Here is a 19,249-nt window from a genome sequence, read left to right on the forward strand (position 1 = left end):
TCTAATAATTGGGGGATACACAATGAGCACGAGCATCACGGCGGACGGCCTTCGCGCCGACCAGCCTGCGTTCCTGTCCAAGGAGCGCATCATCGCCAAGCCCGGTTTCAACCGTTGGCTGGTTCCACCGGCCGCTCTGGCCATCCACCTGTGCATCGGCATGGCCTACGGCTTTTCGGTGTTCTGGTTGCCACTGTCCAAGGCGCTGGGCGTCACCAAACCGGTAGCCTGCGCGCCGGACATGAGCTTCATCGCACAAGTCTTCTCTTCGCAATGCGACTGGCCGATCTCGATGCTCGGCTGGATCTACACCCTGTTCTTCATCTTTCTCGGCTGCTCGGCCGCGATCTGGGGTGGCTGGCTTGAACACGCAGGGCCGCGCAAGGCTGGTGTTGTATCGGCATTGTGCTGGTGTGGCGGTCTGCTGATCTCGGCGCTGGGGATTTATACCCACCAGATCTGGCTGATGTGGATCGGCTCCGGCGTGATCGGTGGTATCGGCCTGGGTCTGGGCTACATCTCGCCGGTGTCGACCCTGATCAAGTGGTTCCCGGACAAGCGCGGCATGGCGACCGGCATGGCGATCATGGGCTTCGGTGGTGGCGCGATGGTCGGTGCGCCGTTGGCGACGGCGCTGATGAGCCACTTCGCCTCGCCTGAAGGTGTCGGCGTGTGGCAAAGCTTTGTGGCCATGGCTGCAATCTACTTTGTGTTCATGATCGGTGGCGCCCTGGCCTACCGCGTGCCGCCTACCGGCTGGAAGCCTGAGGGCTGGACTGCACCGGCGAAAAAAGCGTCGAACTCGATGATCACTCATCGTCACGTGCACGTGAATGTGGCTTGGAAAACTCCGCAATTCCGTCTGGTGTGGCTGGTGCTGTGCCTGAACGTATCGGCCGGTATCGGCATCCTCGGCATGGCTTCGCCACTGTTGCAGGAAGTGTTCGGTGGCAAGTTGCTCGGTGTTGATGTGCCGTTCGGCCAGCTGGATGCCGGGCAACTGGCTTCGATTGCCGCGATTGCTGCCGGTTTCACTGGTTTGCTAAGCCTGTTCAACATCGGTGGCCGGTTCTTCTGGGCATCGTTCTCGGACTATCTGGGTCGTAAAAACACCTACTTCGTGTTTTTTGCGCTGGGTTTTGCCCTGTACGCATTGATCCCGAACCTTGGCCACTTGGGCAACGTTGCGCTGTTCGTGGCGGCGTTCTGCATCATTCTGTCGATGTACGGCGGTGGTTTTGCGACTGTTCCGGCATATCTGGCTGACTTGTTCGGCACGCAGATGGTCGGTGCGATTCATGGTCGTCTGCTGACTGCCTGGGCTGCGGCTGGCGTGCTCGGCCCGGTGCTGGTGAACTACCTGCGTGAGTATCAACTGAGCATCGGCGTTGAACGCGCCGCCGCTTACGACATCACCCTGTACATCCTGGCAGGCCTGCTGGTGTTGGGCTTCCTGTGCAACCTGCTGGTGCGCCCGGTGGCCGACAAGTACTTCATGACCGACGCCGAACTGGCTGCCGAACAGGCACTGGGTCATGACAAAGGTGCTGATGCGAGCACCGTTCTGGAGTGGAAAGCTGCACCGGGCAGCAAGCCATTGGCTATCGCTGCGTGGCTGGCGGTCGGCATTCCGTTGGCGTGGGGTGTGTGGGTGACCCTGCAGAAAACGGCGGTATTGTTTCACTAAGTAAACGCTAAAACGCAGTACCCCTGTGGGAGCGAGCCTGCTCGCGAAGACGGAGTGTCAGTCGACATCAGTGTTGGCTGATATACCGCTTTCGCGAGCAGGCTCGCTCCCACATTTGTTTTTGGGGTGTCCAAAATGAGTTGTATGGACATGTCTACCCGCGACAGCCGGGCGTTCTATCCGTCTGCCATATCACCTCGCGTGTTTCTGTTTCGGCCCCGCGCCCCTATAATGGCTGCCTTTTTCGCCCAATGATTTTGCGGAGCTGGTGATGGCCGAACGTAAGGCGTCTGTCGAGCGCGACACTCTGGAAACCCAGATCAAAGCCTCGATCAACCTTGATGGCACCGGAAAGGCCCGATTCGATATCGGTGTTCCTTTTCTTGAGCACATGCTGGATCAGATCGCCCGTCACGGGTTGATCGACCTGGATATTGAATGCAAGGGCGATCTGCATATCGACGACCACCATACGGTGGAAGACGTCGGTATCACTCTCGGCCAAGCCTTCGCCAAAGCCATCGGCGACAAGAAAGGCATCCGTCGCTACGGCCACGCCTACGTGCCGCTCGATGAAGCGCTGTCGCGCGTGGTGATCGACTTCTCCGGTCGTCCGGGCTTGCAGATGCATGTGCCGTACACCCGCGCCACCGTGGGCGGCTTCGACGTTGACCTGTTCCAGGAATTCTTCCAGGGCTTCGTCAACCACGCGCTCGTCAGCATGCACATCGACAACCTGCGCGGCACCAACACCCACCACCAGATCGAAACCGTGTTCAAGGCTTTCGGCCGCGCCCTGCGCATGGCTGTGGAGCTGGATGAGCGCATGGCCGGGCAGATGCCATCGACCAAAGGCGTTCTGTAATGCAGACGGTTGCAGTTATCGACTACGGCATGGGCAACCTGCACTCGGTGGCCAAGGCCCTCGAGCACGTCGGTGCCGGCAAGGTGCTGATCACCAGCGATGCGGATGTGATCCGTGAAGCCGACCGCGTGGTCTTCCCCGGCGTTGGCGCGATTCGCGATTGCATGGCGGAGATCCGTCGCCTCGGTTTTGACTCGCTGGTACGTGAAGTCAGCCAGGATCGGCCGTTCCTCGGTATCTGTGTCGGCATGCAAGCCTTGCTCGACACCAGCGAAGAGAACGACGGCGTCGACTGCATCGGCCTGTTCCCGGGCGCGGTGAAGTTCTTCGGCAAAGACCTGCACGAAGACGGCGAACACCTGAAAGTCCCGCACATGGGCTGGAACGAAGTGAAGCAGTCGGTGAGTCACCCGCTGTGGCATGACATTCCGGACATGGCGCGTTTCTACTTTGTGCACAGCTATTACATCGCCGCCGCCAATGCGCGGCAGGTGGTGGGCAGCGGTCATTACGGCGTCGATTTCGCTGCAGCACTGGCCGAAGGCTCGCGCTTCGCCGTGCAGTTCCACCCGGAGAAGAGCCATACCCATGGCCTGCAATTGCTGCAGAACTTCGCCGCGTGGGACGGTCGCTGGTAAATGGCCGCCAAGAAGTCCAAGCCGCCGATCCTGACCCTCACTCCCGAGCAGGAGAGCGAGGCCAATCACAAGATCAAACGCTTTATGGAAGATCGTTTCGAACTCGACCTCGGGTCATTCGAAGCGGCCGAGATTCTTGAGTTGTTTACCCGCGAAATTGCTCCGCACTATTACAACAGGGCGATTTTCGATGTGCAGACCCACCTCAAGGAGCGGTTTGACAGCATCGAAAGTGACCTGTGGGCGCTCGAGAAAAACTGATTTCCGAGCCAAGCTGAACATTCAAATTTGAAGGTTTGCCAGATGCTGATTATTCCCGCTATCGATCTTAAAGACGGTGCCTGCGTACGTCTGCGCCAGGGCCGCATGGAAGATTCCACAGTGTTCTCCGATGACCCGGTGAGCATGGCTGCCAAGTGGGTAGAGGGCGGTTGCCGTCGTCTGCATCTGGTCGATCTGAATGGCGCATTCGAAGGCCAGCCGGTCAACGGCGAAGTGGTCACGGCCATCGCCAAGCGTTACCCGACCCTGCCGATCCAGATTGGCGGCGGCATTCGCTCGCTGGAAACCATCGAGCACTACGTCAAGGCTGGCGTGAGCTACGTGATCATCGGCACCAAAGCGGTGAAAGATCCGGCGTTCGTGGCTGAAGCCTGCCGTGCGTTCCCGGGCAAAATCATTGTCGGTCTGGATGCCAAAGACGGTTTTGTCGCTACTGATGGCTGGGCTGAAATCAGCACCGTGCAGGTGATTGATCTGGCCAGGCAGTTCGAAGCCGATGGTGTGTCCTCGATCGTTTATACCGACATCGCCAAAGACGGCATGATGCAGGGCTGCAACGTGCCGTTCACCGCCGCGCTGGCGGCGGCCACGAAGATCCCGGTGATCGCTTCCGGCGGCATCCACAACCTCGGTGACATCAAGTCACTGCTCGACGCCAAGGCACCGGGCATCATCGGCGCGATCACCGGCCGGGCGATCTACGAAGGCACTCTCGATGTCGCCGAAGCGCAAGCTTTCTGCGATTCGTACAAAGGCTGAGGACTGACCATGGCGCTGGCCAAACGCATCATCCCTTGCCTGGACGTGGACAACGGCCGGGTCGTCAAAGGTGTGAAGTTCGAGAACATCCGCGATGCCGGCGACCCGGTGGAAATCGCCCGTCGCTATGACGAGCAGGGTGCCGACGAGATTACCTTTCTCGACATCACCGCCAGCGTCGATGGCCGCGACACCACGCTGCATACCGTCGAGCGCATGGCCAGCCAGGTGTTTATCCCGCTGACCGTCGGCGGTGGCGTGCGTACCGTGCAGGACATCCGCAATCTGCTCAATGCCGGTGCCGATAAGGTTTCGATCAACACCGCTGCGGTGTTCAATCCGGAATTCGTTGGCGAAGCGGCGCAGCATTTCGGCTCGCAATGCATCGTCGTCGCCATCGACGCGAAGAAGGTTTCCGGCCCGGGCGAAACCCCGCGCTGGGAAATCTTCACCCACGGCGGTCGCAAGCCGACCGGCCTCGACGCGGTCGAGTGGGCAAAGAAAATGGAAGGCCTCGGTGCCGGTGAGATCCTGCTGACCAGCATGGATCAGGACGGCATGAAAAACGGTTTCGACCTCGGCGTGACCCGTGCCATCAGCGATGCACTGGGCATTCCGGTGATCGCTTCCGGTGGTGTCGGCAACCTGCAGCATCTGGCCGACGGCATCCTCGAAGGTCACGCCAGTGCGGTGTTGGCGGCGAGTATTTTCCACTTCGGCGAATACACCGTGCAGGAAGCCAAGGCGTATATGGCGCATCGTGGGATTGTAATGCGCTAAACCATACAGGCCAGTGGACAGCATGGCGTACCCAAGGCACTCTTGGGCACGCCATGGATTTCGGTAGCCCGACATGATCAAACGCCTGCTTCTTGTTCTCGCCAGTGCCTCTGTGTTGCTGCTCAACACGGCCCGTGCGGAAAACAGTCCCGACACCGATCTGGTGCTGCTCACCGAAAACTTCCCGCCGTACAACATGGCGAAGAACGGCAAAAACTTCGCCCAGGGCGAGAACATCAACGGTATTGCGACCGACATCGTGCGCGAGATGTTCCAGCGTGCCGGTGTCAGCTACAGCCTGACACTGCGCTTCCCTTGGGAGCGGGTCTACAAACTGGCGCTGGAAAATCCCGGTTACGGTGCCTTCGTGATGGCGCGTTTGCCGGATCGCGAGAAACTCTTCAAATGGGTCGGCCCGATCGGCCCCGACGACTGGATTTTGTTGGCCAAGGCTGACAGCAAGATCACCCTCGAAACCCTCAATGACGCGCGCAAATACAAGATCGGTGCCTACAAGGGCGATGCGATTGCCGAGACGCTGATCAAGCAAGGCCTGAAGCCGGTAGTGGTGCTGCGCGATCAGGACAATGCGAAGAAGCTGGTCAACGGTCAGATCGACCTGTGGGCGACGGGTGATCCTGCCGGCCGATATCTGGCGCGACAGGATGGTGTGACCGGGCTCAAGACCGTGCTGCGTTTCAATAGCGCAGAGTTGTACCTGGCACTGAACAAAGACGTCTCCGACGACGTTGTCGCCAAGCTTCAGGCCGCGCTCGATCAACTGCGCAAAGAAGGTGTAGTTGACGACATCATGGCGCGGTATCTGTAGCGCTCGGCAAATCTGGCTCCGGTGGCGAGGCGATGACTTCGTTGTCTGCTCCGGGAGTCCGTGTTTCCATTTCCACTTCTGGCTCCTGTTGCGCAACGACAGTGACTTCAGGCTCCGCGGGCGTGTACTGGCTGATGTGCAGGCTGGCGCCATCGGTGTAACTGAAACCACCTGTCACCGGCGTACCGTCTGCGCGCATTAGCCGGTAGTCGCTCTGCTTCAGATAAACCGCCACGGATCTGTTTTTGTCCACGACAGCGACCACGTCAATGGCTGCTGTGTTTAACCATTCGTTGGCGTGAATTTCACATTGGGTGAAATCGTGGCTCAGTCGCGCCGAAAACAGGAGCGGGTTGGGCAGGCTGGTTTGCCATTGAGCGCCAAACTCGACCGAGGTGATGCGGGTGAATGTGCGCAGGCTTTCAGTTCGCTGCGCACGGGGAGATGTCCATCTGAACGTCTTGCTCTGGTCGTCTGTGTTGTGGCCATGGCCGACCAGCACATACTGATCCGTGCGTTCCAGAAGATAGCAAGGTGACAGGCGTAGCTGCTCAAGGGGAGGGAGTTGCGGGTCTCTTACTGCAAACCAGGGAAGTCGAACGATGTAAGTGGGCTTGTCCGCAGCCTCCGCAAGCGCTGGCGTTTCCCCGCAAAGCACAGGTGCTGTTGGCTGCGGGTTGACCTGAAGCGGGATCTGCATGCGCAACGAGTAGACGGGAGCATTGGCCGGCCTTGAGTAGCCGCTGAAACCGGTAAAGGTGCCCGGTGCCAGATGGATCTCACCCGATGCGGGGTCTGGCGGTACGGCAGTCCAGACGCTCACACTTTGTCGGGCACCGCTGCTTTTGTCGTTCCAGACCGGTTCGGTGCCGCTCGATGCAATCACCAGATCCTCACGGACACAACGGACCGCGTTGAACGAAGGTTTTTCGTGGTCGCTTGAGCAAACCGACCCCAGTGCCACGTAGCCGTCTGGGGGGATTGGTTTCCAGATCGATAGGTCTCTTTTCGATCCTGAGCCGGAATCTTTCCAGATCAACTGGTAATCGTCGGGGCGACACAGCGCCTTGCCCTTGGCGGGATCGGTGCTGGGTGTGTCTGCTTCGCAAACCACAGCCACCACGCGCGTGCCGTTGATATTGCCGTGACCGACAGAGGCGACGTCGCCCAGAGGGAAATAGCCTGGCAGCAGATCAGGGGCAGGGGTGGGGTGCCAGAAGGCTGCAGGTTTTGCCTGCAAACCGCTGGTATCCCAGATTCGCAGAAATTCTGTCGTGAAGTTGATCAGCAGGTTGTCGGTTTTTATGGAGTTCATTCGCCCGGCAGACGAAGTGATTTGTTCATCGGTCGTCATAGTCAGTCCTGATAGTTGATGGGCGACTCAAGGGGAGTCGCGACCTGTTGCAGGTCTCACTATCAGCAAGTGCGCCAGACCTCTGGCGGTAACTATGTATTTACATTCGTGACCGGGTGTTACCGATACACGCCGTCTTTGCCATGACCGGCCATGGCGCGATTGCTGCGCACGCTGATCATCTGCTTGATGTCGATCCACTCGATGCCCTGGGCCTTGAGCTTGGGCAACTCGCGCTCGAGCACCGCCAACGTCTGTGGATAAGGATGTCCGATCATCACGGCTGAACCTTGTTTGTGCGCAAGGCTGATCGCTGTCTGCAACTGGGTAAAGATCGCCGCCTCGGTGCGCTCGTCATCGAGGAATACATCGCGGGAAACACTCGCCAGATCGATCTTCTGCGCCTGTTGCGCGGCCACGGTCTGCGCGCTGGTGCGGCTGTCGACGAAGAACTTGTGGCGGCGCTGCAATTCCGCCATCAACCACGCCATCGCTACCGGTTGCGCAGTCATGCGACTGCCCATGTGGTTGTTGATGCCGGCGGTGAAGGGGACCCTTTTGAACGCAGCGTTGAGGCGTTTTTCGAGTTCTTCGATGGGTAGTTCCGGATGCCAGGCAAACGGACCGGTGGCCGGGTCCATCGGCATGTGCAGGATGACGACCTTGCCGGCGCGATGGGCCTCGCGGGCGAATTCGGTGGCGTGCGGTGTGTCGGGCATGATCGCCGTGGTCACCGGGCCAGGCAGGGCCAGCACACGGCGGTCCCGGGGCAGGTTCTGCCCCAGGTCGTCGATGATCAGCGTCAGGTAGGCTTTGTGCGGTGTTGGTTTGGCGGGCTCTGCGTGGGCAGTACCCGCCATACAACACAACAGGACGAAGAGGAAACGCAAACCCATCCTCAACGGCCGGAGGTGATGCTCAGGCCTTTGAGCAGGCTGAGGGCCTGGGCCAACTGGTAATCATCATCCTGCGGCATCGCTTTGGCCTTGGTGCCGGAACCGGTCGGTTTGTCGGCGCCGCCGTTGCCATTGCCCAGGTGACCTTGCAGATCAGCTTCCTTGAAGTAATCGCCGTCCGCCTCGTTGGTGATCTTGGCCTTGCGCACTTCGATGTCCGGGACGATGCCCTGGGCCTGGATCGAGCGACCATTGGGCGTGAAGTACAGCGCGGTGGTGATCTTCAGCGCGCGGTCGTTATTCAGCGGCAGCACGGTTTGTACCGAGCCTTTGCCGAAACTGGTGGTACCCATGACCACAGCGCGTTTCTGATCCTGCAGGGCGCCGGCGACGATTTCCGAGGCCGAGGCGCTGCCACCGTTGATCAGCACGACCATCGGCACGGCTTCGCTTTCGTCCTTGCCGGTGGCGGAGAAGCGCAGCTCGGAGTTGGCGATCCGGCCTTTGGTGTAGACGATCAGGCCTTTGGTGATGAAGTGGTCGACCACTTCAACCGCCGCCTGCAACACGCCGCCCGGGTTGTTGCGCAGGTCGAGAATGATGCCGTTGAGCTTCTTGCCGTTGTCCTTGCGCATCTTGGCCAGGGCCTTGGAGACCTCTTCACCGGTCTTGACCTGGAACTGGGTGATGCGGATGTAACCGTAGCCCGATTCGAGCAACTGCGACTTGACGCTCTTCACCTGAATCACTGCACGCGCCAAAGTCACGTCGAACGGCGTGCCGCCGTCACGGACCAGGGTCAGGGTGATTTTCTGGCCGATCTTGCCGCGCATCTTGTCCACGGCTTCGGTCATGGTCTGGCCGCGCGTCGGCGCGCCGTTGATCTTGACGATGAAGTCGCCGGCCTGAATGCCGGCCTTCGACGCAGGCGTGTCGTCGATTGGCGAGACGACTTTGATGAAGCCGTCTTCGGCACCGACTTCGATACCCAGACCGCCGAACTCGCCGCTGGTGCTTTCCTGCAACTCGGTGAAGTCTTCAGGGCCCAGATAAGCGGAGTGTGGATCAAGGTTGCTGAGCATGCCCTTGATCGCGTTCTCCAGCAGGGTCTTGTCGTCCACCGGTTCGACATAGGCGGCTTTGATCCGGTCCATGACCTCGGCAAAGGTGCGCAACTCTTCCAGCGGCAGCGGGGCTTTGGAGGTCGCGGCAGTGCCTGCCGGCGCGACGGCCGGGGCCGGTTGAGCGGCGAACGCCAAAGGCGCGCCGATCACCAGGGCGATCGTCAGGGCCAGCGAGGTAAGGCGGGACAAATGCAGCATGTCGAACGAACTCCTGAAATTTGGTGACTCAACGCCTATCCTTGCGCGCGGCACCATTGCGCCGGATCACTCGGGTGACCCTGCTGACGAATTGCAAAATACAGCGCTGATGTGTCCTGGCCGCCACTGTTACCGACAGTGGAGATGGACTCACCGGCTTTAACCACGTCGCCGGCTGACTTGAGCAGCGTCTGGTTGTGACCGTAAAGACTCAGAAAACCGTTGCCGTGATCGAGGATCACCAGCAGCCCGGCACCGCGCAACCAGTCGGCAAACACTACGCGCCCGCCGTGTACGGCGTGCACCTGGCTACCGGCAGAGGCGCTGATCATCACGCCATCCCACTTGGTCCGGGCATCGTCGCCACGACTTTCACCGAAGCGTGCCAGCAGTCGACCATCAACTGGCCACGGAAGTTTTCCCCGGGTTGCAGCAAAAGGCCCGCCAAAGGTCTCGCCGCTGCTGGAAACCAGCGCGCCGGCTGTTGATCTGGCTGGTTTTCGTGGGGCGTCGCTGTTTTCAGCCTGCGCCTCACGCAAGCGCTTTTTTTCCGCTTCCTGCTGGGCGATCAGCGCTTTCTGCCGCGCTTCTTCTGCCTCACGAGCCTGGCGGGCCAGGGTTTCTTCAATGGTTTTAAGGACTTTAGACAGGTCTGCCTGATCCTGCTCGCGAGCGACGAGTTTCTGGTCGCGGGCCTTCACGTCATCGTTGAGCTTGGCGAGGACTTGCTGGCGTTCCTTGCGAACCTTGTCGAGCTCGTCACGCTGGCTGTCGAGGCTGCTTTTCTGCACGAGCAATTGCGCTTGCTGCAAGCCGATGTCTTTTTCGACATTAGCCAGTTGGCGCAGGGTTTCGTTGAAGTTCTTCAACTGCTCCAGGCGGGCCTGGCTCAGGTAATCGTAATAGGTGAGGGTGCGGGCGAATTTCTCGGGGTTCTGCTGGTTGAGCAGCAACTTGAGGTATTCCTGACGGCCGTTCTGATAGGCAGCGCGGGCCTGGATGGCGATCAGTCGCTGCTGTTCAGTGCGCGCGCTCTGGAGTTTTTTTTTCTCCGCATCGAGTCGCTGCAGCTCGGATTCGCTCTTTTGCAGTTCTTTCTGCAGCGCATCGACCTGTTTCTGCAGCTTGCCCATCTCGGTTTCAGTGCCCTTGAGCTCTTTCTGCACGCCGGATTTTTCCTCCTGGAGCTTGCCCAGCAGCTTTTTCAGCTCGGCAATATCCTGACGCGTGGCATCCAACTGTTGTTGGGTTTGCGCGCGCTCGTCAGCGAAGGCCGGTTGGAGCAGGCAGGTCAGAGCGAGGGCAATCAGGACGCGAAGCATAGGGGCGGGCGGCACCAGGGTAAGGGACGGCCTAGTATGCCCGCCCGACGCTGCAAAAAAAACGCCCAATTGGGGCTGTGTGATAACTGGACTGAAAAACACCACAAACCTTTGTAGGAGTGACCTGTGGCGAGGGGATTTATCCCCGATCGGCTGCGCAGCAGTCGTAAAACCCGAACACCCGATGCATCTGATACGCCGCGGTGTCAGGTTTCAGGGCGGCTCCGCCACCCATCGGGGATGAATCCCCTCACCACAAAATCATTCCAACAGGGTTTTTGCGGTGCTTGCTGATTCGAGTCAGACCAGAATCGAGGTACCAGTCATTTCTGCCGGTTTTTCCAGGCCCAGCAGTTTCAGCATGGTCGGCGCCACGTCCGCCAGTACGCCGCCTTCACGGATCTTGAGGTCACGCTTGCCGACATAAATGAACGGCACCGGCTCGGTGGTGTGCGCGGTGTGCGCCTGCCCGGTGGACTCGTCAGCCATTTGCTCGACGTTGCCGTGGTCAGCGGTGATCAGTGCTTCGCCATCGACCTTCTCCAGCGCTTCGACGATGCGGCCGACGCAGGTGTCGAGGCATTCAACCGCCTTCACCGCCGCGTCGAACACGCCGCTATGACCAACCATATCGCCGTTGGCGTAGTTGACCACGATCACGTCGTAGCGCTGGTTTTCGATGGCATCGACGATGCGGTCGGTCACCTCAGGCGCGCTCATTTCCGGCTGCAGGTCGTAGGTGGCGACTTTCGGCGACGGGATCAGGATGCGCTCTTCGCCCGGGAACGGTTCTTCGCGACCGCCGGAGAAGAAGAAGGTCACATGGGCGTATTTCTCGGTTTCGGCGATGCGCAGCTGGGTCTTGCCGTTTTTCGCCAGGTAGTCGCCCAGCACGTTTTCCAGGCTGCCGGCGGCGAAGGCGCAAGGCGCGGGAATGCTCGCCGCGTATTGGGTCAGCATGACGAAACCGGCAAGTGCAGGCTGGCGTGCGCGCTCGAAGTCGTTGAAATCGTTTTCGACGAATACGCGGGTCAGCTCGCGGGCGCGGTCGGCGCGGAAGTTCATGAACACCACGGCGTCGCCGTCTTCGACTTTCACCGGCTCGCCGATGGTGGTGGCTTTGACGAATTCGTCGCTCTCGCCGCGAGCGTAAGCGGCTTCCAGGCCTTCCTGAGCGGTGGCGGCGTTGTATTCGCTGTTGCCGTCGACGATCAGGTTGTACGCCTGAGCCACGCGGTCCCAGCGGTTGTCACGGTCCATGGCGAAGTAGCGGCCGACGATACTGGCGATGCGGCCCTTGCCGAGTGCCTGGAACGTCGCGTCGAGCAGTTCGATCGACGACGCGGCGCTTTTCGGTGGGGTGTCACGGCCATCGAGGAAGGCGTGCAGGTAGATTTTTTCGGCGCCGCGCTTGAAGGCCAGTTCGGCCATGGCGATCAGGTGGTCCTGGTGGCTGTGCACGCCGCCATCCGACAGCAGGCCCATGAAGTGCACGGCTTTGCCCGCAGCCACGGCTTTATCCACAGCGGCGCAAATGGTCGGGTTCTCGAAGAACTCGCCGTCGCGGATCGATTTGGTCACACGGGTGAAGTCCTGATACACCACGCGACCGGCACCGAGGTTCATGTGGCCGACTTCGGAGTTGCCCATCTGACCGTCCGGCAGGCCGACGTCCATGCCGCTGCCCGAGATCAAGCCGTTCGGCACTGTGGCCCACAGGCGATCCAGCACGGGCTTCTTCGCCGCGAAAACGGCATTCGATTCGGGGCTGTCGCTGTGACCGAAGCCGTCGAGAATGATCAGGACCAAAGGTTTAGGCGTGGTAGTCATGGAATCCACTCGTGGCTAATAAAGAAGAAGGCGATGGAAAAGGGAGTTGGAGTTTAAAGCCAAGTTCAATCCACGTCACCGCCGGACGGGGTTTGGCCCACCATAGGGGCTGTGTATACTGGCCGACATTTTAACGCCCTGGAACCTCCTTCGATGGTTGCTCACCTGATTGAATTTGCCACTAACCACTACATTCTTGTCGGTATCTTCGTCGTACTGCTGGCTCTGCTGCTGGCGCACACGATGCAGGGCGGCGGTAAAAGCCTGAGCACGGGCGAGCTGACCGCGCTGGTCAACAAAGAAGCAGGCGTGGTGGTGGACATCCGTCCGGCCAAGGATTTCGCTGCCGGCCACATCGTTGGCGCGATCAACATTCCTCAAGACAAGCTGGCCGCGCGCACTGGCGAGCTGGAAAAACACAAGGCCAAGACCATCATTCTGGTCGATGCCCTGGGCCAGACCGCCGGCACCCACGCCCGCGAACTGATGAAGACCGGCTTCACCGCCGCCAAGCTGTCCGGCGGGATCTCCAGCTGGAAAGGCGACAACCTGCCGTTGGTGAAGTGATATGAGCGAAGTCATCGTCTACTCCAGCGATTACTGCCCTTATTGCTCGCGAGCCAAGTACCTGCTCGAGAACAAAGGCGTGGCCTTCAAAGAGATCAAGGTCGATGGCAAGCCGCAGGTGCGCGCCGAAATGACCCAGAAGGCCGGCCGCACATCCGTGCCGCAGATCTGGATCGGCAGCAAGCACATCGGCGGTTGTGACGATTTATATGCCCTGGAGCGCGCCGGCAAGCTCGACGCGCTGCTCAAGGCCTGAACGGCTGCACCCACGTACAGCAATCCCTAAAGACCCAAGATCAGAAAGGATCTGAGATGACTGACCAACAGAACACTGCAGCCAGCGAAGAAGAAACCGCACCGCAATTCTCCTTGCAGCGCATCTACGTACGCGACTTGTCCTTCGAAGCCCCGAAAAGCCCGGCGATCTTCCGCCAGCAGTGGGATCCGAGCGTCGGTCTGGATCTGAACACTCGCCAGAAAGAGCTGGAAGGCGATTTCTTCGAAGTCGTGCTGACCCTGTCCGTTACCGTGAAAAACGGCGACGAAGTGGCCTTCATCGCTGAAGTGCAACAGGCCGGTATCTTCCTGATCAAGAATCTGGACCCGGCTTCGATGAGCCACACCCTGGGTGCGTTCTGCCCGAACATCCTGTTCCCGTACGCTCGTGAGACTCTGGACAGCCTGGTGACTCGTGGTTCGTTCCCGGCGTTGATGCTGGCTCCGGTGAACTTCGACGCCTTGTACGCGCAAGAGCTGCAGCGCATGCAGGAAAGCGGCGAGACGCCAACCGTTCAATAAACGGTCTGAGCAACAACGAAAAAAGCGCCGTAACAGGCGCTTTTTTCTTGGCTGATCGTTCCCACGCAGAGCATGGGAACGATCGGTCAGGGGCTTGCGTGTTATTTGAAGTCGTTTTGGCGCCACGCTTCGTACACGGCCACTGCCACGGTGTTGGACAGGTTCAGGCTGCGGCAGCCTTCGCGCATTGGCAGGCGCAAGCGTTGTTCGGCGGGCAGGGCGTCCAGTACCTCTGGCGGCAGGCCACGGCTTTCCGGGCCAAAGATGAACGCATCGCCCGGGACGAACGCGGCATCATGAAACGGTCGCGAGCCCTTGGTGGTGAAGGCGAACAAGCGCGGGTTGCCCAAGCTTTCCAGGCAACTGGCGAGGTCGGCGTGGCGTTGCAGCGTGGCATATTCGTGGTAATCGAGACCGGCACGACGCAAGCGCTTGTCGTCCATCTCGAAGCCCAGCGGTTCGATCAAATGCAGGTGGCAGCCGCTGTTGGCGCACAGCCTGATAACGTTGCCGGTATTCGGCGGAATTTCTGGTTGAAAAAGGATGACGTGAAACATGCACGGCTCCGAAGGTAAAGATGACGCGCATTCTACGCCGCAAGCGGACTCGCGTTCGAAACTATTCCCACGGGTGATCGGTTCGCTGGCGATTGTCGGACTGATGATCGGTTTGATGATTGGTCGCCTGACCACGCCCGACCCGAGCGTGCTGCAGCAGATCGAGGCGACTGACGGCGGTCTGGTGGTCTGGTTCAACAACGAGCCGAAGCTGCACGGTGAAATCATCGACGGCACGGTGGCGCTGTTGTTCCAGGCTGAGGGCAAGGCGCAGAAGGGCCAACTCAAGCTCAACGGCAAAGACGTTAATTGGCGGACGCGAGTGAGTGATGGCGGGTTGTTGCTGACGGTACTGGCAGCGCGGCCGCTGCAGGGTGACTGGGCCGGGAGCGAGGTCGATGACCGCTGGCGGCTGGAGATCCATCTCCGGGAGCAATAAAAGCGGGAATCCCTGACCTGCCTGTATCAGGGCTCCCAAAAGGCTGGACTGCGCGATGGCGTCAGTCCGGTGTAAAGAGGGAACCCCCGGCCTGCCTGTACCAAGGATCCCAAAAGGGTGGGCGCATCCGTTGCGGTGTGAGCCCGGTGTAAAGAGGGGAATCCCCGGCCTGCCTGTACCAAGGTCCCCGAAAGGGTGGGTGAATCGAATCACCTGTAAGAGCTATTGCAGGGGGCGTGCCAGCTTTTTACGGATTGAAACAAAAACCGTCTTCAGAAATGCGAAAGCCCCGGAATACGGGGCTTTCGTGTTTATAAAGTTTCAGTTTTCAAGTGATTTTGTGTCGGATTTTGAACCGCTCGCTGTGCGCGATAGCGGGTCAAAGTGCCTTATGGTGGTGCATGCGAAAAAAGATCGCTCAGGTGTTGAGGTCGAACTCAACCCTCATCCCCTTCATCATCATCCCCACCATCGACCTTCATCCCCAGTTCTTTGATCTTGCGCGTCAGGGTATTACGCCCCCAACCCAGCAACACCGCGGCATCACGACGACGCCCGGCGGTATGTTTCAACGCCGTTTCGATCATGATCCGCTCAAACGCCGGCACTGCACTGTCGAGCAGACTCGACTGGCCACGCGCCAACGCCTGATCCGCCCACTGGCGCAACGCCTGCTCCCAGTTGGTTACTGGCGCCGAATCCTGCGGCAGGCTCAGCAGTTCCGGCGGCAGGTCGCTGATGTGTACTTCGCGCCCGGAGGCCATCACCGTGATCCAGCGGCACGTGTTTTCCAACTGGCGCACGTTGCCGCCCCACGGCAGGTTTTTCAGGTATTCCTCGGTCTCGCTTTTCAGCAGCTTCGGCTCGACCGCCAGTTCTTGCGCGGCGCGGCTAAGGAAGTGCTTGGCCAGGGTCGGGATGTCTTCGCGACGATCCGACAGGCGCGGGATGTGGATGCGAATCACGTTGAGGCGGTGGAACAAGTCTTCACGGAATTTCCCGGCATGCACCAGGGTTTCCAGATTCTGGTGGGTCGCGGCAATGATCCGCACATCGACCTTGACCGGCACGTGTCCGCCAACGCGATAGAACTCGCCGTCGGCCAGTACCCGCAGCAGACGGGTTTGGGTGTCCGCCGGCATGTCGCCGATTTCATCGAGGAACAGCGTGCCGCCGTCGGCCTGTTCGAAGCGCCCGCGACGCAGGTTGGCCGCTCCGGTGAAGGCGCCTTTCTCGTGGCCGAACAGTTCGGATTCCATCAGATCCTTGGGGATCGCCGCCATGTTCAGTGCAATGAACGGCGAGGCCGCGCGCGGGCTGTGGCGGTGCAGGGCGTGGGCGACCAGTTCTTTACCGGTGCCGGATTCGCCGTTGATCAGCACGGTGATGTTGGAGTGGCTCAAGCGGCCAATGGCGCGAAACACTTCCTGCATCGCCGGCGCTTCGCCGATGATTTCCGGAGTGCGAGTCAGCGCTGGCACCACTTCCAGGCCTTGCTGTTCTTGCGCATGCTGATTGGCGCGCTTGACCAGCGAAACCGCCTCATCAACGTCGAACGGCTTGGGCAGATATTCGAACGCGCCGCCCTGATAAGAGGCGACAGCGCTGTCCAGATCGGAGTGAGCGGTCATGATGATGACCGGCAGCCGTGGGTGCTGCTCGCGAATCCGCGCCAGCAGGTCCAGGCCACTGGCACCCGGCATGCGGATGTCGGAAATGATCACGTCCGGTTGCTGACGGGCCAGACGACTCATCACGCCATCGGCGCTGTCGAAGCTCTGGGTGGTCATGCCTTCCTGCTGCAAGGCTTTTTCCAGAACCCAACGGATAGAACGGTCGTCATCGACGATCCACACAGTTTCACTACGGCTCATGTCGATGTGGCTCCTTGTTCCAGTGGCAGAAAGATCGAGAACGTGGTGTGGCCTGGGTGGCTGTCACACTCGATCAGACCCTGGTGCTGGCTGATGATGTTCTGGGTAATGGCCAGGCCCAGCCCGGTACCGTCCGGACGGCCGCTGACCATGGGAAAGAAAATGGTTTCCTGGAGTTCCGCCGGGATGCCCGGGCCGTTGTCGATGATCTCGATCTTGGTCACCAGACGATGGCGGACGTGGCCGATGGTGAACTGACGCATGGTCCGGGTACGCAAACTGATGCGACCCAGGCGCAGCTCGTTCTGGCTGCTGATCGCCTGCATCGCATTGCGCACAATGTTCAATACGGCCTGAATCATTTGCTCGCGGTCGATCAACACGTCGGGAATGCTTGGGTCGTAATCGCGCACCAGCGTGATGCAGCCCTGACTCTCCGCTTCGACCAGTTGGCCGACGCGTTCGAGCACTTCGTGAACGTTGCACATAGCCAGTGACGGTAACTTGTTCGAACCGAGCATGCGGTCGACCAGATTGCGCAGACGATCGGCCTCTTCAATGATCACGTTGGTGTAGTCGCGCAGGCTGTCTTCCGGCAGTTCGCGGGCCAGCAGTTGCGCCGCGCCCCGAATACCGCCGAGGGGATTCTTGATCTCATGGGCGAGGCCGCGAACCAACATCTTGCTGGTTTCCTGCTTGGACAACTGCGCCTCTTCCTTGGTGATCCGCAGCAAGCGGTCACGCGGGTGGACTTCCAGCAGCAGCATGGTTGCGCCATTGCTGAGGATCGGCGTCACCGCGTAATCCACGGTCAGGGTCTGGCCGGTGAGGGCGGTGAGCATCGCTTCGCGCTTGGTGAATGGATGCGCCTGTTCCACTGCCTGGCGCAAAGAGTTGAGCGCCTCGGTGGATTCGGTGAACAGCTCGCTGATGAACTGCCCATGGCTTCGCTGACCGCTGATGGCCAGCAGCATCTCTGCCGCCGGGTTCATGTACTCAAGGCGCAATTCGGCGTCGAGCAGGATGGTAGCGGTGGTCAGGTTGTCGAGCAGCAAACGATGAATTGCGTCACTTATAGTCATCAGAGCCTCTTTTGGGGGCGGAGCGTGCGCAAGAAGCAGGCGTCGTTAAACGGAAAATGCAAAAACCAAACCAAGGCTCCGAAAAGAAGCGCTCAACCCATGAAACAGGCGTTTGACGCTCGTTTGCGTGGCAGTTCGCCAGCGCTTGCGGGTACTTTCGAACCAAAATGGGTTGGAATGTGTGAAGAGTGCAGCTTCTTGCACCAATATAGTGCGCAAAGCTGATAGGCGTTAGAAGAAACGCAGGAAAGGGTTTTTCGGTTCCTCAGGTTTGTCTTTAAGCGGACATTCCGGGCGGACGCCGTAATCGTCCGTTGTGCAGGGTTTGACCTGGCGCTTCTGCGCCAGCGAGATGCGCAGCATGTGGAAGGGCTGATTAGCAGTGCGTTCGACGGTGCGGCCCTGCGCATCGAGAATCTCGACCGAAAGGCTGTGGCTGCCACGGTCGATATTGCTCAACGGGAACACCGGGCTCAGGCCGGGCTTGCCGGTGGCCTTGCCGTCCAGCAACAGGCGATAGCGATGGCCCGCTTGCAGGCCCGGCTCGCTGGTCACGCTGACGATCACTTCGCCGGCGCTGCTGCGAATGGTTGCATCGGGCTCGGGCACCAGAACACGGAGCATGTCGTAGTGGAACAGCGGTTGCTCCGGAGATTTTTTCGCCGTGGTGATCGGCGCGGCGCCGGTTGGATTGGCCGACATTCGGTTGCTGGTTGCCAGCGGCACTCGCTTGGCGTTACCACGCGGCTGGTCGGTGTAGACGCGATTGCCCTGCGCATCGACGTAAGTGAACACCTCTGCCGAGGCTTGCAGCGCCGTCAGTGCCAACACGGCGACCAGCCATTCGCGGATCATGGCTTGTGCACCCGCTGCACGGTAAAGACCACTGGCGGACTTTGCTGAATGATCATCTGACCATCGATCACCTGCACTGCGAGTCGATGATCACCTCGGTCGACGTTAACCAGTTGCAGGATCGGCACGTTGCTCGGCTGGCCGTAGGGTTGATCGTCGAGCAGCAGTCTTAATTGTTGCGGCGGTTGCAGGCGCGGCTTGATCAGCACATTGACCGTGAACGTGCCGTTGTTCGCGCGCAGGGCTTCCTCGGTGGGCAGGCCGGCGAGCTCGAGGATGGCGTAGGCATTACGCGGCGGCTCCCGGTTGTCGGAGGTGGGCGCGGCAGGTGCGCCTGGTGACTGAGGCTCGACCGTGTTGAGCGGCGGCAACTCCACCGACTGCGCGTTTACGCCGTCCGGCGAGTGATCGCTGTACACCGTGTTGCCGTTGGCGTCGGTGTACTTGTAGATCTGCGCGGCGGCGGGCAGGGCGATCAGCAGCAGGATGTAGAGAAAGGTGCGACCCATGAAC

21 protein-coding genes are annotated in these 19,249 nt (G+C 60.0%); 11 read left to right on the top strand and 10 right to left on the bottom strand.

Annotation, left to right across the window (positions count from 1 at the left end; translation table 11 throughout):
* The first annotated feature begins 22 nt into the window (after window positions 1-22).
* The 7 genes from ACA074_RS01630 to ACA074_RS01660 all read left to right on the top strand — a co-directional run bounded on the left by ACA074_RS01630 (window position 23) and on the right by ACA074_RS01660 (window position 5,840).
* Window positions 23-1,687 (top strand): OFA family MFS transporter, encoded by a 1,665-nt coding sequence (locus ACA074_RS01630; protein ID WP_187678881.1) that lies wholly within the window; start codon window positions 23-25, stop codon window positions 1,685-1,687.
* 271 nt (window positions 1,688-1,958) lie between these two features.
* Window positions 1,959-2,552 carry an imidazoleglycerol-phosphate dehydratase HisB gene (gene hisB, locus ACA074_RS01635; protein WP_042557195.1) on the top strand — a complete coding sequence of 198 codons (594 nt, stop codon included), beginning with the start codon at window positions 1,959-1,961 and terminating at the stop codon, window positions 2,550-2,552.
* Window positions 2,552-3,190 (top strand): imidazole glycerol phosphate synthase subunit HisH, encoded by a 639-nt coding sequence (hisH, locus tag ACA074_RS01640; RefSeq protein WP_187678880.1) that lies wholly within the window; start codon window positions 2,552-2,554, stop codon window positions 3,188-3,190. The genes hisB and hisH overlap by 1 nt, the downstream gene beginning before the upstream one ends.
* Window positions 3,191-3,451, top strand: coding sequence for a DUF2164 domain-containing protein (locus tag ACA074_RS01645; protein ID WP_187678879.1), 261 nt, complete (start codon window positions 3,191-3,193; stop codon window positions 3,449-3,451). It abuts the gene before it with no gap.
* Between the two features lie 42 nt (window positions 3,452-3,493).
* A complete protein-coding gene (hisA, locus tag ACA074_RS01650; RefSeq protein WP_331693569.1) occupies window positions 3,494-4,231 on the top strand; it encodes a 1-(5-phosphoribosyl)-5-[(5-phosphoribosylamino)methylideneamino]imidazole-4-carboxamide isomerase in 738 nt (245 codons plus the stop codon).
* 9 nt (window positions 4,232-4,240) lie between these two features.
* The gene (gene hisF / locus ACA074_RS01655) at window positions 4,241-5,011 is read left to right on the top strand and encodes an imidazole glycerol phosphate synthase subunit HisF (protein WP_007897430.1); all 771 of its coding nucleotides are present in this window, start codon (window positions 4,241-4,243) and stop codon (window positions 5,009-5,011) included.
* 73 nt (window positions 5,012-5,084) lie between these two features.
* Window positions 5,085-5,840 carry a substrate-binding periplasmic protein gene (locus tag ACA074_RS01660; RefSeq protein ID WP_497678327.1) on the top strand — a complete coding sequence of 252 codons (756 nt, stop codon included), beginning with the start codon at window positions 5,085-5,087 and terminating at the stop codon, window positions 5,838-5,840.
* Here the strand turns inward: ACA074_RS01660 and ACA074_RS01665 are convergent.
* The 5 genes from ACA074_RS01665 to gpmI all read right to left on the bottom strand — a co-directional run bounded on the left by ACA074_RS01665 (window position 5,821) and on the right by gpmI (window position 12,564).
* Window positions 5,821-7,194 (bottom strand): Vps62-related protein, encoded by a 1,374-nt coding sequence (locus ACA074_RS01665; protein WP_497678328.1) that lies wholly within the window; start codon window positions 7,192-7,194, stop codon window positions 5,821-5,823. The genes ACA074_RS01660 and ACA074_RS01665 overlap by 20 nt on opposite strands.
* Window positions 7,195-7,313: 119 nt before the next feature.
* Window positions 7,314-8,090, bottom strand: coding sequence for a divergent polysaccharide deacetylase family protein (locus tag ACA074_RS01670; RefSeq protein ID WP_497678329.1), 777 nt, complete (start codon window positions 8,088-8,090; stop codon window positions 7,314-7,316).
* Window positions 8,091-8,092: 2 nt separating this feature from the next.
* On the bottom strand, window positions 8,093-9,412 hold the full coding sequence (locus ACA074_RS01675) for a S41 family peptidase (protein WP_123529840.1): 1,320 nt from the start codon (window positions 9,410-9,412) through the stop codon (window positions 8,093-8,095).
* Between the two features lie 35 nt (window positions 9,413-9,447).
* A complete protein-coding gene (locus tag ACA074_RS01680; protein WP_187678874.1) occupies window positions 9,448-10,734 on the bottom strand; it encodes a murein hydrolase activator EnvC family protein in 1,287 nt (428 codons plus the stop codon).
* A 300-nt stretch (window positions 10,735-11,034) separates the two neighbouring features.
* On the bottom strand, window positions 11,035-12,564 hold the full coding sequence (gpmI, locus tag ACA074_RS01685) for a 2,3-bisphosphoglycerate-independent phosphoglycerate mutase (protein WP_497678330.1): 1,530 nt from the start codon (window positions 12,562-12,564) through the stop codon (window positions 11,035-11,037).
* 153 nt (window positions 12,565-12,717) lie between these two features.
* Here gpmI and ACA074_RS01690 point away from each other — a divergent pair, with 153 nt between their 5' ends.
* From ACA074_RS01690 to secB, 3 genes are read left to right on the top strand one after another with little or no spacing between them, the layout of a single operon-like run.
* On the top strand, window positions 12,718-13,131 hold the full coding sequence (locus ACA074_RS01690) for a rhodanese-like domain-containing protein (RefSeq protein WP_187678872.1): 414 nt from the start codon (window positions 12,718-12,720) through the stop codon (window positions 13,129-13,131).
* A gap of 1 nt (window position 13,132) precedes the next feature.
* The gene (gene grxC, locus ACA074_RS01695; RefSeq protein ID WP_038359971.1) at window positions 13,133-13,387 is read left to right on the top strand and encodes a glutaredoxin 3; all 255 of its coding nucleotides are present in this window, start codon (window positions 13,133-13,135) and stop codon (window positions 13,385-13,387) included.
* Between the two features lie 56 nt (window positions 13,388-13,443).
* Window positions 13,444-13,929 carry a protein-export chaperone SecB gene (gene secB, locus ACA074_RS01700; RefSeq protein WP_095190086.1) on the top strand — a complete coding sequence of 162 codons (486 nt, stop codon included), beginning with the start codon at window positions 13,444-13,446 and terminating at the stop codon, window positions 13,927-13,929.
* A 101-nt stretch (window positions 13,930-14,030) separates the two neighbouring features.
* Here the strand turns inward: secB and ACA074_RS01705 are convergent, their stop codons facing one another.
* A complete protein-coding gene (locus ACA074_RS01705; RefSeq protein ID WP_003220777.1) occupies window positions 14,031-14,486 on the bottom strand; it encodes a tRNA (cytidine(34)-2'-O)-methyltransferase in 456 nt (151 codons plus the stop codon).
* Between ACA074_RS01705 and ACA074_RS01710 the strand changes: the two genes are divergently transcribed.
* A complete protein-coding gene (locus ACA074_RS01710; protein WP_401267801.1) occupies window positions 14,485-14,925 on the top strand; it encodes a hypothetical protein in 441 nt (146 codons plus the stop codon). The two genes, ACA074_RS01705 and ACA074_RS01710, sit on opposite strands and share 2 nt — an antisense overlap.
* Window positions 14,926-15,362: 437 nt before the next feature.
* On the opposite strand, the gene ntrC is transcribed toward ACA074_RS01710, so the two are convergent.
* The 4 genes from ntrC to ACA074_RS01730 form a co-directional block, all read right to left on the bottom strand.
* Window positions 15,363-16,799, bottom strand: a complete 1,437-nt coding sequence (ntrC, locus tag ACA074_RS01715; RefSeq protein WP_003220781.1) for a nitrogen regulation protein NR(I) — start codon at window positions 16,797-16,799, stop codon at window positions 15,363-15,365.
* Window positions 16,796-17,881 carry a nitrogen regulation protein NR(II) gene (glnL, locus tag ACA074_RS01720; protein ID WP_187678868.1) on the bottom strand — a complete coding sequence of 362 codons (1,086 nt, stop codon included), beginning with the start codon at window positions 17,879-17,881 and terminating at the stop codon, window positions 16,796-16,798. Before glnL ends, ntrC begins: the two co-directional genes overlap by 4 nt.
* A 231-nt stretch (window positions 17,882-18,112) precedes the next feature.
* Window positions 18,113-18,736, bottom strand: coding sequence for a DUF4124 domain-containing protein (locus ACA074_RS01725; RefSeq protein ID WP_401267806.1), 624 nt, complete (start codon window positions 18,734-18,736; stop codon window positions 18,113-18,115).
* Window positions 18,733-19,245, bottom strand: a complete 513-nt coding sequence (locus ACA074_RS01730; protein WP_497678331.1) for a DUF4124 domain-containing protein — start codon at window positions 19,243-19,245, stop codon at window positions 18,733-18,735. The genes ACA074_RS01725 and ACA074_RS01730 overlap by 4 nt, the downstream gene beginning before the upstream one ends.
* Window positions 19,246-19,249: the final 4 nt, after the last annotated feature.

The sequence above is a fragment of the Pseudomonas sp. LBUM1655 genome, assembly GCF_059716085.1.